The 15,860-nt window shown below is 45.0% G+C and carries 13 protein-coding genes; 8 read left to right on the forward strand and 5 right to left on the reverse strand.

Features of this window, described 5'->3' with window-relative positions; genetic code table 11:
* Positions 1-71: 71 nt before the first annotated feature.
* The 6 genes from ICN37_RS03955 (at position 72) to ICN37_RS03980 (ending at position 8,826) form a co-directional block, all read left to right on the forward strand.
* Positions 72-1,298, forward strand: a complete 1,227-nt coding sequence (locus ICN37_RS03955) for a hypothetical protein (RefSeq protein ID WP_145915344.1) — start codon at positions 72-74, stop codon at positions 1,296-1,298.
* A 428-nt stretch (positions 1,299-1,726) separates the two neighbouring features.
* Positions 1,727-3,562 (forward strand): bifunctional UDP-sugar hydrolase/5'-nucleotidase, encoded by a 1,836-nt coding sequence (locus tag ICN37_RS03960; protein WP_216155043.1) that lies wholly within the window; start codon positions 1,727-1,729, stop codon positions 3,560-3,562.
* Positions 3,563-3,735: 173 nt separating this feature from the next.
* Positions 3,736-4,083 (forward strand): hypothetical protein, encoded by a 348-nt coding sequence (locus ICN37_RS03965; protein WP_145915342.1) that lies wholly within the window; start codon positions 3,736-3,738, stop codon positions 4,081-4,083.
* 10 nt (positions 4,084-4,093) lie between these two features.
* Positions 4,094-5,449, forward strand: coding sequence for a deaminase (locus ICN37_RS03970; RefSeq protein WP_161484816.1), 1,356 nt, complete (start codon positions 4,094-4,096; stop codon positions 5,447-5,449).
* Between the two features lie 36 nt (positions 5,450-5,485).
* Positions 5,486-8,287: a xanthine dehydrogenase family protein molybdopterin-binding subunit gene (locus ICN37_RS03975; protein ID WP_216155044.1), complete on the forward strand. Its 2,802-nt coding sequence runs from the start codon at positions 5,486-5,488 to the stop codon at positions 8,285-8,287.
* Positions 8,284-8,826: a (2Fe-2S)-binding protein gene (locus tag ICN37_RS03980; protein ID WP_068948741.1), complete on the forward strand. Its 543-nt coding sequence runs from the start codon at positions 8,284-8,286 to the stop codon at positions 8,824-8,826. Before ICN37_RS03975 ends, ICN37_RS03980 begins: the two co-directional genes overlap by 4 nt.
* Positions 8,827-8,854: 28 nt before the next feature.
* On the opposite strand, the gene ICN37_RS03985 is transcribed toward ICN37_RS03980, so the two are convergent.
* On the reverse strand, positions 8,855-9,388 hold the full coding sequence (locus ICN37_RS03985; protein ID WP_216155045.1) for a cupin domain-containing protein: 534 nt from the start codon (positions 9,386-9,388) through the stop codon (positions 8,855-8,857).
* Positions 9,389-9,394: 6 nt separating this feature from the next.
* On the reverse strand, positions 9,395-11,125 hold the full coding sequence (locus tag ICN37_RS03990) for a TRIC cation channel family protein (protein ID WP_216155046.1): 1,731 nt from the start codon (positions 11,123-11,125) through the stop codon (positions 9,395-9,397).
* 497 nt (positions 11,126-11,622) lie between these two features.
* Here ICN37_RS03990 and ICN37_RS03995 point away from each other — a divergent pair, with 497 nt between their 5' ends.
* Together ICN37_RS03995 and ICN37_RS04000 are read left to right on the forward strand one after the other, a co-directional pair.
* The gene (locus ICN37_RS03995) at positions 11,623-12,957 is read left to right on the forward strand and encodes a TAXI family TRAP transporter solute-binding subunit (protein ID WP_216155047.1); all 1,335 of its coding nucleotides are present in this window, start codon (positions 11,623-11,625) and stop codon (positions 12,955-12,957) included.
* Between the two features lie 13 nt (positions 12,958-12,970).
* On the forward strand, positions 12,971-14,149 hold the full coding sequence (locus tag ICN37_RS04000) for an outer membrane beta-barrel protein (protein ID WP_216155048.1): 1,179 nt from the start codon (positions 12,971-12,973) through the stop codon (positions 14,147-14,149).
* A gap of 306 nt (positions 14,150-14,455) precedes the next feature.
* Here ICN37_RS04000 and ICN37_RS04005 read toward each other — a convergent pair whose 3' ends face one another.
* The 3 genes from ICN37_RS04005 to ICN37_RS04015 form a co-directional block, all read right to left on the reverse strand.
* Positions 14,456-14,884 carry a hypothetical protein gene (locus ICN37_RS04005; RefSeq protein ID WP_216155049.1) on the reverse strand — a complete coding sequence of 143 codons (429 nt, stop codon included), beginning with the start codon at positions 14,882-14,884 and terminating at the stop codon, positions 14,456-14,458.
* Positions 14,878-15,138: a hypothetical protein gene (locus ICN37_RS04010; RefSeq protein ID WP_216155051.1), complete on the reverse strand. Its 261-nt coding sequence runs from the start codon at positions 15,136-15,138 to the stop codon at positions 14,878-14,880. Before ICN37_RS04010 ends, ICN37_RS04005 begins: the two co-directional genes overlap by 7 nt.
* Before the next feature lie 91 nt (positions 15,139-15,229).
* A complete protein-coding gene (locus tag ICN37_RS04015) occupies positions 15,230-15,448 on the reverse strand; it encodes a hypothetical protein (RefSeq protein ID WP_068948734.1) in 219 nt (72 codons plus the stop codon).
* Between the last annotated feature and the right edge of the window lie 412 nt (positions 15,449-15,860).

Below are 15,860 nucleotides of genomic sequence, written 5' to 3' on the forward strand. Positions count from 1 at the left end.
ATGATTTTGTCATGAACTTTTACGGTTTCACTTTACGCCTCCTTTTTAGTATCGGAGCTCTCAGTAGCTTGATGCTGACACAGCAGAGTCTTGCGCAAACTACACCAGTTGCTAATGTGGAAGTAAAACAGATAAGCACTACAGATACTGCAGCAGAAAAAAAGGCAGAGGCGATCAAATTAGCCGCGGAGAACGATAAGCTATTTTCCACACCCCTGTTCGAAGGAAAAATGGGCCTCTCTCTTTTTGTTGAAGATACTTATAGCGGTAAAAATATCGCCAATACACCACAAAATAGCTACTCTAAAGGGTATATTTTGGGGAATTTATATGCGACAAAAGATCTTTATTTATCCGCCAATCTTCGGCTTGCCACCTCTAGCGGTGAAAAAACGACCCAAAACTATTTCTTTGATGAGGGTTCAGCCTTTTTTGCGGAACTCGCGATTCGTTATGATGCTGATGATTATTCGCTGGTAGCAGGGCATACTAGTATTAATTATTCTCTCTCGCGTGATTTTGCAGCAGGCATTTGGGGTAAAACAATCGCCAAAAAAGAGTATGGTGTTGATAATATGATGGTCTTGGGAGGGGCATATAAATTTGACACTCCTGGCTATGGCAATCACGCACTATCAGGTAGTGCGTTTATGGTCGATACCACGGGTTTATCGGATACCTTTGGCGCTAGCAGGAATCCAACCCCGCTGAGTTTAGGCGGACCTGCGAATACGGGGAAGTTGAATAATTACGCAGTTTCATTAGACGGCTTAAATATTCCGATATTTCCTCAATTTCGCTATCAATTGGCCGCAGTAAAGCTGACTACCCAAAGTCTGTACAACGTAGATACGAATACGCCAGTAGCCAATCAATACCTAGGCAATGAACAACGCTACGTGGTCTCGACCTTAGTGAACAAGATCGATCTTGGTGGCGGCATTAAGTTAACCCCTTTATTAGAGTACAACCGCATTATTAATTCTGCGGGGTTGGCGGGGTATAACAAGAGCTATTATGTTGGATCCTTATTGTTCGGCTACAAACAATGGAGTTTTGGTTTATCTGGAAATGTCTGGGACGCCAATTGGAATGCTGAAGCACCTAATATCAAAAAATTAATACCATCGAATGTCTATGTTTCTGACCGCTGGAATCAGCAGCAAGTTGCCATTGGCTACACCTTTGAAAACGGCATTAAAACGATGGTGGGTTATAAAAAAGAAAATCAATATATTGGCACCACCTCTCAAACGGTTGGTTTGAATGTGAAGTATGACTTACCGTTCGCATTTTAAAGAAAGCCATCAAAGAAGGCGATATATGAAATTGAAATGTCTTTACATGTTCTTGAGCCTTATTCTCAGCACCATGGCATATGCGCAACCTTCAATGGATGTCAACAGCCCTTCAGATTATTTGATGCTGACAACAGAGCAACAGGAGATCTACCTGCGCAGATATCTCAAGGCAAACGCTGAACTAGCCGCTACTTGTCAGCCTCAATATGACCTGCAAAGATCAAATGACTATTTTGTCAGGTGGATAAACCATAATCCACAATTTTTAAGAAGAAATCTAACCTCGGCATTTACGGCGGCGTTAATGGATTCTTGTAAGGGGCAATAATTGGAATATCACTTCAAAACCAAATTCAAATCCAATTCCGAATCTGATGCACTCAATTATCAATCATTAATCTTCCTTATTTTGCAATGGGCTTGAAATGAATCTAAAACACATATCGCTGATTGGTATATGCCTGATTGTGGCTGGCTTATCAGCTTGTAGCACCGCCCCTTCCTCGGTGAGTGAGCTCAATAAGGCGCCTGTAAAAGTCAAAATCATTGCGATGAACGATTTTCATGGATATCTCAATAGATCGGACAATGCAGAGCTTTTTCTAATGGATCCTGATAATCCTAAGAAGGTTGCTAAAGTCAAGGTCGGTGGTGCACCCTATATTGCCTCTTTAGTCAAAAATCTGAAAGCTGAAAATCCGAATTCCATCGTGGTGGGTGCCGGAGATTTTGTTGGCGCCTCTCCAGCCATCTCCTCGTTTACTCAGGATGAAGCAACGATTAATGTGATGGGTGAGATTGGGCTTGAAGTCTCGGCAGTAGGAAATCATGAATTTGATCGAGGCAAGACTGAATTAATGCGCTTGCAAAATGGCGGCTGTGCACCAGGCAAAGTGATCGGTAAAGAAACTTGCATCAAGAATAATACTTTTAATGGTGCGCAATTTCAGTACCTTGCTGCCAATGTGATCGATGACGATACAAACAAGACTTTATTTCCGTCTACCTATATCAAATCGTTTAATGGTGTGCGCATCGGTTTTGTAGGGCTCACTTTGCGGGGAACCCCAAAGGCAACGCGCGGGGCGCTCGGTTTGAGTTTTAATGATGAAATCGAGGTCATTAATGAACATGCGGCTCGCTTTAAGGCCCAGGGCATCGAGGCAGTTGTGGTATTGATTCATCAGGGTGGTGGCACTACTGCGGCTACTTTGAATGATCAAACTTGTCCTGGTCTTTCGGGAGAAATTCTGCCTATCGTGCACGGCTTAAAAAATGTGGATGTTGTTGTTAGCGGACATACCCACCGTGAATATGTCTGTAAAGATCAACAAACTGGTATTTTGCTAACACAGGCAAACTATTACGGTAATGTGGTGACAGATATCAATTTGCTTATTGAGCCAGGTAAGGGGGTGCTTGATAAAAAAGCCAACAGTCTTCCCGTGATCAATGATCAAAATAAGAAGATTCCCAGGGGCTATACCGCCTTGACGGCAGACCCCGCTATACAGAGAGAAGTTGCCCTGTATGACGACCTTTCACAAAAGAAACGCGCTGTGATTCAAGGCTATATCGCTGCACCTTTGCCAATGGTGACCATTGAGGGAACAACAGCCCGCAATAATAATGTGGAGCACTTGATGGGGGATGTGATTGCAGATGCCTATTTGGCTAGTGCCCCAAAAGAGGCAAAAGCGGATATTGCCTTACTGAATCCTGGAGGAGTGCGCTCTGGTATCAATAAAGCTGGTGCAGTGTCTTACGATAACCTGTTTAGTATTGCCCCCTTTGGCAACAATTTGTTTTATGTTGACCTCACGGGAGAACAACTGATTCGCTTGCTCGAAGAGCAATGGGAAGGCACTAATTGCCGGAACAAACCGCTCAAGAAAAACGGTGTCAATATGTGCGGTAGGCTATTGCAACCGAGCTCTACTCTGACCTATTCTTGGGATGTCACCCGCGGACCCGGAAAAGATTTTGGCAAGGGTAATTTGGTATTAGTCGATACCGTCAGGATAGGCCCTAATCAAGAGCCATTGGATTTGAAGAAAAAATATCGCGTGGTAACGAATTCATTTTTAGCTGAGGATGGTGGGGATAACTTTACGGTATTTAAGCAGGGAACAGGATTGCAGGATATGGGTGTAGTCGATATTGATGCCATGGTCCATTACTTTAATCAATACCCAGCCTCTTCACCAATGCCGCCTCCAAAACGTCGTATACAGTGTGCTACTTGCCCTAAATTTTATTAAATAGAATTTTTAGAACATTCATAAATTACCTACTTCCTTAGTAAATAATGCGATGGATTTATACCGGCCTGTGGGGAATGTTTCTGATCACGATAAGTGCGACGGCTCTTTCGTCGCAAACAGTGCTTGAGCAAATTAAAGGTGGGGCTGAAAGTGCCCAACAACAATGCTTTATGAAAATTCACTTTGATACGATTCAATACCAAGATTGTATCGATGAGCTCGCTGAGCGTCAGATGAATTCTTCCCCCCAAAAGCTAGGCACTTATTACTTTGCGTATGTTGGGGCCATGGATGCTGTACGTACTGGAATGTATGGCTCCTATAACACTGCTTGGTATTTTCTCCAGCGCTTTCGTAAAATTCAGCGAACGCTTGGGATTGATGACCGCAGTTTATGTACCACGGTTCCTGGTAACTGCGACATACGTTTAAGTCAAATTGAGCAAATGCGCAAAATGCCTCAGCCAGCCCCAATTGACACGGATGGTGGCACTCCCAAAGAAAAACAGACTCATTAGGCGATTACCCATGCAAGAAAAACCCCATCCTACTCGACGCCACTTCCTTCAATTTATTGCAGGCTCGCCAGCGCCCATTTTTTTATCTGGATTATTGGGCTCCTCATTCCTTGCAGCATGCAAATCTGAGTCAAACAATACCGTTGCTCCCAAGTCAATTGACTATGTCAAAAACTCCGAAGAGGCTGCTGCTCTTGTGCTCATGCTTGCTAAACAAGCCAGTGATAGCGGTACGTTTGGTGTGGGCGGTGCAATGATTGAAAATGCTAGCGGCAAAGTGATTAAGACGATGCACAACCAAGTGCTAGTGCGCTTAGGAAATAATCTTGGCCCATTGTCAAACACGCCATACACTCAAGATCCTACAGCGCATGGTGAGCGTCAGTTGATCAGTTGGTACTATCAACATGTCGCTGCGCTAAAACTCCCTCCACCGGAGCAATTAACCATTGTCACATCCTTAGATCCATGCGCTATGTGCGCTGGTTCGATTACTACCGCTGGTTTTAATGCTGCTGTGGTGGCCTATGATGCTTACGCTGGTATCAACTATAACGAAAAAGCTAATTACCCCGGATTGCCCTCAGGCATTCGCCAAAAGCTATTAGATACCTTTGGATTTTATGGCGTTGCTGGTGGAAGGCAATACCTCGGAGCGCAACATACGCTTTATCAAGATACTTTAGTGAGTCCCAGTACAGCGAGCGGGTGTCTTACAGTGTTCGAAGATAGCGCTAGTCAAGTGCGTCAATCAAGCTCAGGCTCTGGATTAAATCCTAGCAATCTTGCTGATCAAATGGTGGACCCCGCTCTTTCACCGATGAAGGAGGCTTACGCCTCATCATTTGCCGATGCCTTTAGCATCCGATTGAAAAACTATAGACGACCCGATCAAGCGCTAAAAAATTTTTTAATTCGACTTAAAAATAGTACACCCAATGCCAGAAATGCCGTTGCCTTCATTGACTATTACGGCAATTTATTAATGGCTTCAGCCGACAGGTTTGACATCAGCCCCATTTCTACTGCTTTCATGTTGACAGTACAACAGTACTCTCAACTGAGATTTCAATTCATCAACGATCCACAGCATTCCTTGAATGCACAAAAGTCGCTGACCTCCCCTCGATATGGTACTTTTGTGTTTCTATACGCCCCGAGCGCTGATGACACGACGACATTAAAAGACCTAGGCGCTTATGGATCAACGATGGAGGGTGTCATCCCAGTCAAACAACCTAGTCATTTTCAATATTTTCTCGAGCCAGAATTGGGAACGATTGAAGATTTACGTGCTTTGATTAAGGCCATGCCCCCATTTTATTGGGAGCTGGTCAATATCAATCCACAAAAGGTAGTTGTCTAGGTACATTCTTCATATTGAACGGAGTATATTTTTTAAATGACCTCTACTTCAAGGCGAGAATTTTTAAAGCTAGCCACCATTGCTGGGGTGAATATCTATTTTTCTACCCTGAGCTCAAAAGTATTCTCTAGCACTCTAAGTGAGAATCATTTTTCGGCTGTTGCTGAATATGGCAAGACACCTAATGCTGATCAATATCGGATTGATGGCATAGCTAAGGTGATGGGTGCTAAAGTATTCGCGCGTGATGTCAGGGCAAAAGATTTGGAAGGATGGCCCTCTCAGCAAGCCTATGGATTCATATTAAGGATTAATCAGGCTGATAGAGCATACCTAGGCATGGATCTGAGCACAGTAAGTGATGACATGAAACCGATTCGAATCATTACTGCTCGGGATTTAGCAAAAGATAAGATTGATTTCCCAGCCTTTTATGGAAAAGACATGCTGTTACCTGAGGGCAAAGTCGCTCCACTCTTAGGTCAGCCAGTTGCTATATTGATTTTTGATCAATATGAAAAATTTAGACAGTGTAAAAAATTATTGCAGTTTAATGAGACTATTTTTAAATATGGTCCAGTGGTGGGTCCTTTGAAAAAAGATCCATGGGCATCATTTCGTTCGGTGCGGATTGCTGGAGCAACTCCTGAGGCGAATGATATTTTTTCAAGTCTCAAAAATAATCGCATTCAAAATAAAGGCTATTCAAATCAGGAGCCACTTTGGCCAAAGGGGAATATTCAAGGTGATGCAAGTGAGCAGGGGATGTACTATGCCCAGCAGATCCAGGATGAGCTCGCCAATCCCTCAAGTGAATACTTGGTCATAGAAAGAGAATTTAAAACGCAATCGACCGACGCGTTTACGATGGAAACAGAGAACGCCAATTGCTGGTATGACTCCTCATCAAAATCTTTGCACATGGTAGTCTCAGTCCAAAATCCCAACGAAACAATGACCAGTGCTGTGGAGATGTTGAAGGGATCTGCTTTTGCGCTGAAAGATTTGTATATTTATCCAAGCTATACGGTAGGCTACGGTTCAAAAGACTCTTCAAATCATACTTTTTATGTGTTGCTGGCCTCGCTGTACGCTCAAGGTTTACCGGTGCGTATTGCGCTCGACCGTTATGAGAATTTTCAAGCTGCACTCAAACGCCATCCTTACGATATACGTTATAAGCTTGCCGTCAATCGAAATACTGGAAAGTTTGCCTCTCTGCAGGCGCAGATTGAGTCAAATGGCGGGGGCAGACCAAGCTTTTCACCTTACGTCTTGCCACAATCTACGATCCAAGCAGGCGGTATTTATTATTATCCAAAAAGTGATTTGTGCGGTACGGTGAAATCTTCACGCGCAATGGATGCCAGTGCGATTCGGGGATTTGGCTCCTTGCAAACGGTTGGCTCAATGGAAATGATGGTTGATGAGATTGCCACCATTCTTGGTCAGGATCCCATAGATTTTCGTCTAAACAATGTCATGCTGACGGGCATGAAAACATCGCAAGGTGCGATCCCATCGGGGCAGAATCGGGCGATCGAGGTATTACAGCAGGCAAAAAAACAGGTGATTTGGCAGGAGCGGTATGCTCGGAAAGCAAGTTTTGAGAAAGCCAACCCTGGAAAATCCTATGGAGTAGGGTTTGGCTGTGCACAAAAAAGTTTTGGGACTGGGCGGGAAGCGGCATTTGCCAAAATTGAAATCAGTCCAGATGGGCGCATCTGCGTTTTTCATCCGGGCATCGAAATGGGTACAGGTCTGGCAACTACCCAAGCTGTCATTTGTGAGCAATGGCTCGGCCAAGCGGCGCATGAGGTAAAGCTAGGCATTACCGATTGGGCAGATCTTCCCATGGAGAGCATGGGAAATGCAAACACCAATCAGCAATCCCAAGAAGATGATTGGTCTCGTACTAATCCTCGCTGGACGCCAAACTATGTGTCGTCTTCTGGCGCTACTAACACAGCGTATTACTTAACCCACGCTACCAAAGAAGCGGGGTATATGATTTTCCGTTTTGGTTTATGGCCAGCAGCTTTAGCGATTTGGGGTCAAGGGATTAATGGGGGTCAGCTGAGCACTACACAACCTAAGCTTGAGCAAGCAAGGTGGGTGAGCGGCTGTTTAACAGCGACTGGTTTAGAGCCTTTATCTCTCAACAGACTCGCTCACAAAGCCCATGAATTAGGGCTGGTCACCGGTTCAGTTGTTCATACCTTTAACCGCTGGCAATGGGCCGAGGCCGAGTTCAAGGTGGCCGGGAATACATTTTGGCGACCCATTGATGGGCTATCCCTGCGCTATGGGAACGCCAAAAATCCACACGCTTATCACTTCATTAAGAGAAATCGGGTGCAGTATCCAGCGGTAGACAGAGTGCGGGGCGCAATGACTTTGTTCTGTGTGATCGGCAGTTTGGTAGAGCTATCGGTAGATAAGAAAAGTGGCGCTGTCGAGGTTCTCAACCACCACTCCATTGTGGAGTGCGGAAATGTCATGATTCCTCAGCTGGTAAGCGGTCAAATGTCTGGAGCGATGGCTATGGGGATTGGGCATGCCTTAATGGAATATCTACCGCTATATGAAGATGGACCAGGCAAGGGAAATTGGAATTTAGACCGCTACTCCATCCCGCGCGCATCTGATGTTGCAGTATGGTCACAAAGCCATGAAATGCTTCCGCCCTTAAGTGATACTGATCCGCCGAAAGGCATGGCTGAGGTGGCTATCATTCCAATTGTCCCTGCCATAGCCAATGCAGTGGCATTTGCTACGGGAAAACGTTTTTATGACCTCCCCATCACAGCAGAAAAAATGATAGGGGCCCCGTTATGAGTGAAGAACTGATGCCATTCAATCTCAATGTCAATGGTAAGGCGATTGAGACAGCTTTAGTGCCGGCTTCGCTCAATATGATTGAGTTTTTGCATGAGTATTTAAACTTAACGGGCTCTCGTCTGGGATGTGGGCAGGGACTATGTCAGGCTTGTACTGTCATTGTTGATAATCCTGATGGTAGCAGTACTGAATCCATCACTTGTTTAGTGCCTGCCATTGCTTTTAACGGCAAGAGTATTCGCACTATCGAAGGTCATGGCAAGAGAGATGCAAAGGGCCAGTTAACGGCGATCTCACCTGTCCAGCAAGCATTTTTGGAAAATTATAGTTTCCAATGTGGCTATTGCACGCCCGGTTTTGTTAATGCGGCTACGGTCTTAATCGAGTCATTACAAAAACACCCCATCCCAAAATCGCATGTTGAAAAAACGGTTATGGAAAGCCTCAATGGCCATATCTGCCGCTGCACAGGATATGTTCAATATTACCGTGCGATCAAAGAACTTATTTTAAAAACCCCAGGCCTTACTGTTTAATGATCAAGTCTGCAATATTGGCTATTGACTATTGATGACTAGGTGGTACAGGTGCTATGGGTAGCATGGGTAGCATGGGTAGCATGGGTGGGGTTAGTTGATTTTGCAGTTTCTGGTGTTGTGACTCCACTACCGTCCATAACTCTCCGCCCTTGGGAGTAATGAAAATATCGATCATGACTGCCTCTTGCTGACCAGAATTGACGCCCGCCATTTTTTTACCCGCAGGCATGGCATAACAAGCTCCTGCAGGAGCACGCTGCGGCGCCGCACCCTCTAAGTAGAGGGTCATTTCGCCTGAGATCACACAGGTGCTACCGCTAGAGGGATGCTGATGAATCGGGGTTCTCGTGCCGCTGGGTCTGATGGTTTTCATGATAACGATGTCATTGCCAGAGGGATGGGTTTGATGCAGTAGCAAGGCCTCGCTTGCCTTAACAACTGTGCCGGGAGGAGTCGTATCGTTGATCATTTCTTGGGACTGAGGTTCTGCCTGAGCCAAGCTACAACTTGAATAAAGCACCCAGAGCGCTAAAGAGAAGGGAGTAGATTTTATGATCATTAAAATTTAGTGCTGATCGGGGGTCATATTACCGCCCAGGCTTTTGGGATAGTGCCAATGGTATTTATAGATCAATATTCTCAAGCAGGCGATGAGGATCACACTTAATATCAAGCTGATATAGACAGGCACAGCGGTATATTCAAAATGATTGGAGATCATCAGACCGCCTACCAAGAATAAGGCACCTACGATGGCAGCCTCTTCATAGATCACGCCCTTAAAGGTACTGGGCTCTTGATTAATCACGATATCGCGCAACATACCACCGCCGGCACAAGTGAGGGCCGCACAAATGGGAGCCCAAAACCAGGGTAGTCCAGCAGAAATCGAAATCACTGCACCCGTAATGGCGAGCATGGAGAACCCTAAAATATCAGCATATTTTTTAATAGTTTTAAAGGTTTTACTTTGCGGAGCATCCTCATACATCAGCACAATGACCGTTGTAATGAGCACCACAATCAAAATGCCCAAGGGATAGGTAATATCTTTTACGTAATAAAAGGGCAGGCGATCACCGCCAATAATCAGGTCTCTAAGGGTGCCACCGCCTACGCCAGATAAAAATGCCAGGATGAGACGTCCCCATAAGTCATAATGACGATTGATCGCTTCTAGTACTCCAGAGAGCGCAAAGGTAAACACCCCTAAGTACACCAAGACTTTAAAAGCGAGCATGCCCGTGATACTAGTTGCATAAAATTTTGTTGCTTGTGTTAATGGAGTAGATTTGCCATCTGCCTTCTTGAGTTCATTCCAAATCTCATAAGTCCACAAATGACCTGGTGCTTTTTTGTCATCAACTTTGGCCAGTAAGAGGTTTACCTCTGAATAGTATTTACTCAAATCCAGCAAGCCAAATTGATCGGGGCTACTTGGAATCGTTCCCAAAATCGATTCAAGCATGTGATGCTGATGTTCTTTATTCAATTTCGGTGCCATCCGCTCAATAGTTTCAACGGCTAGCGTGGGGGCAATACGAGCCTCAGCCCAGCCCTGGCGTAAGGCTTTGACTAAACGCACCAGCTGTTCACGGAAAATAGGGGACTTTAAACGCTCTGTAGACACGTATAAACCATCTTCAATATGCGCAATCTGAAATAAATCAGGACTAATCACGATCAAATCGCTTGCAGGTACGCCAGCAGCCAGAATCTGCCAATACTCGTTATAAGTCATGACGGTGGCACAAGCTACTTTTCCATCTACCAGATCTTGGCCATTGGGGGCTTGTTTTACCAGCTCTACCGATTCTGGTGGAATGGAGAGCAGCTGGATCATTTTTTTCACCAAGGCTTCATCACCGACTTCCCAAACACCCACTTTTTTCCCAACCATATCTTGCGGGGTAAAAACACCCGCGCTAATGCGACACGCAACCGCCAAGGAAGAACCGGAAAAAATTTGCGCTACGTTACTGACTGATTTCTGGTCATTAGACAGGTTATAGGCGTTGCTCAGCCAAGACACCGCGACATCCGCGCGACCTTCCTGGATTTCGGTAATGGGATTGATGTTCGAGCCCCCTTCCACCAAGGTGACATTGAGCCCTTCATTTTTAAAATGTTTGCGAATTTCGGCAATATAAAATCCCGCAAATTGCGCTTGGTGATACCAGGCAAGCTGAACCCGAATCGGGTCGGATATTTTTTCTTGGGCTTGAACGTTTGTTGATAGGCCAATTAAGCCTAACAAGACCAGTAAAAGATGGCAATATAAACGGAATGATTTCATTGAAAAAAGGGGGCTTAGAAAAGCAAATGCAGTTAATGGATCACTTTTGATAGTATCAAATTGAGGTCTTGGGAAGCCAAGATAGCGGCATCACTTGGTATAAACCCATGAAAAATGGGATTGAGGGCAAATAAAACCATTAATTACGTCCAAATGAATATGGCTTGGCTTATTGGCAGGCTTGCATTCTGTTGTGGTGCTTCATTTTGGGGCTAAGTCAGATTAGGGGATTCTTTCAGGCCTGCCGAATGTTGGTGATTTTGAGCTGTCGAGGTAGGGTGGGGCAGATTATTGAATCAAGATCAGTTAAATCAAGGCGATCTATTTTATTGAGCACTGCATCCGCCGATTACTCCGTCCCTTGCTAGTACCATTGAGTATGGAGTGAAGCTTAAGCATTTAGTTTGCAAAAGCAATCATGCTTAATCAATGTTCAATGTTCAATGTTCAATGATCAAGACGAATATCATTATGTAGCTTTATTACGGGGCCTCTAGGTGTTAAAAGAAAACTATTTTTTATTAGCGGCTCGCGACGAGCTGGCAGCATTTAAAGAACTCCTATTAGAAAATAAACTGATATTTACTTTTCTATTGTTGGGATTTTTAGCGGGCCTCTATCTGATTGACCCAATTGCGGGAAGTCAGATTCGCATGGCGATTTCGGGAGAAGAATCGGGCTACTCCTTGATCGCGCAAAAACAAGCACAGTTCTTAAAAGATAAAGGCATTTCGCTGAGCACTCAAAATTCCCCAAGCTCGATGCAAAGTGCCCAGATGCTGGCAAGTGGGACAGACGGTGTGAATGCGGCATTGATTCAGGGGGGTGTACTGAGTTCAGAGCTAGCTGACAAGCTCCAATCACTCGGTAGCGTCGATTTTGAGCCAGTGTGGATTTTTCAACGCAAGGGTTTGGCCAACCGAACCGACAGACTAAAAGATTTGGCGCGCCTCAGAGTGGGCGTAGGCCCTAGCCAAAGTGGTACCTGGACGATCGCTAAAAAAATATTCTTACTCAATGGGATTGATATAGAGTCCGCCCAAAATTTTAAGGTTGGCAGTTATGAAAGTAATTTAGCGGATCTGTTAGCGGGTGAACTTGATGTGGTAATCAATGTGAATCCCGCAATCGATCCCATTGTGATGCGTTTATTGCATGAGCCTGAGATTGAGTTATTTGAGCTAACGCATGCCGCGGCTTATGACATTCAACTGCCATTTGTAAAGGTAGTTACTTTACCTGCTGCCGCCATTGATATAGCCAGGCAGATTCCTCCTAAGGATATTTCACTGCTTGCCACAACAACTAACCTGGCCGTCAGTAAGGATCTTCATCCTGGCTTACAAATGGTGTTGCTGATGGCCGCCAAAGAGGCACAACGCAGCTCGAGAAGTTTATTTTTAAGCAGCGAAGAAAAATTTCCTGCCTATCTCGATTTAACCATTCCGATTAGCGCTACTGCATCGAGTTACTACGATTATGGCGTTCCCCAAACCATGCGCTATTTACCCTTTTGGTTAGCGGCATTTATTGACCGAATTTGGGTATACATTCTCTCGGTGCTGGCGATCATTATTCCGCTCTCTCAGCTCAATATCAATTTAAGAGCAATTCGGTTCCGGATTCGAATCGAAAAAATCTTGCGCGAGGTATTGCAATACGAGCGTGATATAGCCCAAGCTCCTCTTACTGCAGAACGCCGATTGGCCATCACCAAGAGATTAGGTGAGATACGAAAGGCAGAGGCGCAGTATCGAGTACCCTCAGGATGCGAATCAGATTATCTGGACTTTCTGGAGCGTCTATCTGAAACGCGTTCGCAGTTAGATTAATTAGCCACACCATATGAGGATTTCGTCTTACATTATCTGGGCTACGCTCTCTGGATGGATTTACTCCTTCAGTGTATTTGGGCAAAATGCCCCGGAAGATCAGCCCTTATCTAGCGCGCAGCCACTGAGTACGCAGCTACTAATTACGCAGCCTTTCCAGCTCGAGTTTGCTCCCCTTGGATCAGTCAATATCTCTGCCGTTGTGAGTGGCATCGGTATGGCGCAAACCAACGCTGCACCGAACGACTATCATGCTTATGCTGATCTCGCTAATGCGCAGCTCGTACTACAAAAAGAGACTGGCCTAATACAGTTTTATCTGCAAGGGGGTTACTATTCAACTCCTTCCTTAGGTACGACTTATCAGCGCGCCAGCCTGCAAACCAAAGAAAGTTTTGGTGTATTGCCTTTAGCTTCGGTCTCCGTAGTGCCGGATACGCACTGGCGCTTGAGTGCCGGCAAAATCAATTCCTTTGGCGGTTATGAAAATACCTTCACCTATCAAAATAGCAATATTGACCGCGGGCTGCTTTGGAATCAAACGAGCAATGTCAGCAAAGGATTTGAAGTTTCCTATCGGGAGGGTGCACTCTCGAGTGCGATCACGTTAAATGATGGTTTCTATTCCAATCAACTCAGTTGGATGGGGGCTTCACTCGGCTATCAACTCAATGCCCGCAGCGATGCTAGTGTGGTGTGGACTGGCGCAATTAAAGCGAACTCTACTAATACTTTTATCACGCCACTCTTACAAAATAATTCTCAGATCTTCAACGCTATTTATAGTTATCGCGCTGATCATTGGAGTGTGACGCCCTATTTGCAATATACGTATGTCCCGGCCAATCCCTCGATTGGTATTTTGAGCAGCGCGCAGACCATGGGAGCGGCTGTGTTGACTAGCTATCAGGTCACGCGTTCCGCAACCGGCGGCTTTACGCTCCCCTTGAGGCTAGAGTACATCGGCTCGGGCAATAAAACCCAAGTCAATACCCCCAATCTCTTGTATGGACCTGGGAGCGCCGCTTGGTCGGCGACAATTACGCCGACCTATCAGTATCAGCGTACTTTTATTCGTGGTGAACTTTCCTATGTTCAAGCTGTTAAAACAAGCGCAGGTCAAGCATTTGGAGCTGCGGGGAATGCCACGAATCAGGCGCGCATCATGCTGGAAATGGGCTTTTTGTATTAGTATCAACAACGTGGTATCAACAGCGCAGTATCAAGAACGATTATTTGAAGCTGGGCAATGTTTATCTAAAGCTTCAGTCTTCTAGCCATGCAATCGCAGTAAGTGCATTCGTTTTTGACTGCTAGCCCCTCGAATGCAGCCCCTGCTTTTTTGAGGGCAGTCACACCAAGGTCGGTCTGTTTTAATTTTTTATACCAACATTGGAGAAGATCGGCCGCATTAAGTGCCTCATGTGGATTAAAGTGAGTGGGATCATTAATGTTGCAGGAGGTTATTAACGCATCCTCGAGCCATCCAATCAGTTCATCACGCTCTGGCCCGCTTAAAGTTAAACCTTTTTTTCTCCCAAACAAGGCTATTTAATTCCCACCACGATTTTGGTTGATTGCGGGTATAGGCAAGCGCAATATGTTTTATCTTCTCAACTCTCTGTGTATCTTTAACAAGTAGCGCAAGATCAATTGCTCTATTAAGAAATGTCCAGGTTTGGTAATTTTCCGTTGATAGACAGCCCTCCACCGTGCATATGTAACCATCAATAGCGCACTGAGAAAGTTCACGTGGTAGCGTAATTTTCGCCTTGTCAGGGTGCTCATGATTCCAAATGCAACCAATATCTAGGGCTAAATCAGCATATCGAGCTTGAAGAACGGGGTAAGGTGTTTGCTTTGAGCGAGCCTTCCAGTACTCAATTACCTCTAGCGAAATACTTTTGGCATCCGGACTATTTACCATTTCGCCAGTTGCTGTTCCGAAGGAGAAAATGGGCCAAAATAACCACCCCATGGGCTGCGGTCTTTACCGCGCATCGGTGTGAATTGAAATCCAAGAACCTCTGCCTGGTAGCCTAGGCGCTCATCATCGGTAAGTTCCGTTTTATTTATTAGTTGGTTAAGTTCACCAAAAAGCTCGAATGTATCGAAGGGCTTGAGCAGCGTCTCAATGTCGGCAAGTTTTGTGGCGACAGCTGGTGGAATGACAACGGGCATATTGGATGGTTAATTTTGGATAAAGCCTCACTCACAGTGACCCCAATAAGGATTCATGGCTTGCCTATTGAGCGCCTTGTTCTTGGGTTATTTAGGCCTTCCTAACTGGAGCCGATGCATCTATTCCTTCAATTTCAATAAATGCCATTCCATTTTTCTCAATTACTTTTGCATATGGGGCGTACAGGTATTGATAGAGGTAGTTATATTCGGCTTGAATCCATGTGCCACCACCATTAAATTTAAAAACAGTGCTGGTATTGTGAAACCCGTTTATTGCCCCGGAAAGATAGCCTTCTTCTAGAACCATAGAACCCTTAGTTTTTTAAATTTTAGAATAATCTGGTGAAAAATGATCATTCCCTGTTATTCCCTGTTCCCAAATCGTGGCTTTGGTCGGATGGCTATATATTTAGGGGGTTGGCCGTCTGTTTTGGGAAAAATCAGGCCCATTTTTACCGAAATACCCTGTTAATTTCCCTGTTAGCAGGGCGTTATACAAAGACAATGTGGGCGCTGACTACACCCGCCGCCAAGCATCAAGAAAACCACTTCGAGTGGTTTTTTCTTTGGAACTTACCGTAATATCTTGCGTAGATTCAAACACGAAGTGCAACACGGTTTAAGGACTGCATAAATACTTCATTGGGGGTTTTAAACCCTAATCGTTTTCTAGGTCGGTTGTTTAAACGGTCTTGGATCATTCTAAGCTCCTTATCGGT

The sequence above is a fragment of the Polynucleobacter sp. P1-05-14 genome, from assembly GCF_018881675.1.
Classification (GTDB): Bacteria; Pseudomonadota; Gammaproteobacteria; order Burkholderiales; family Burkholderiaceae; genus Polynucleobacter.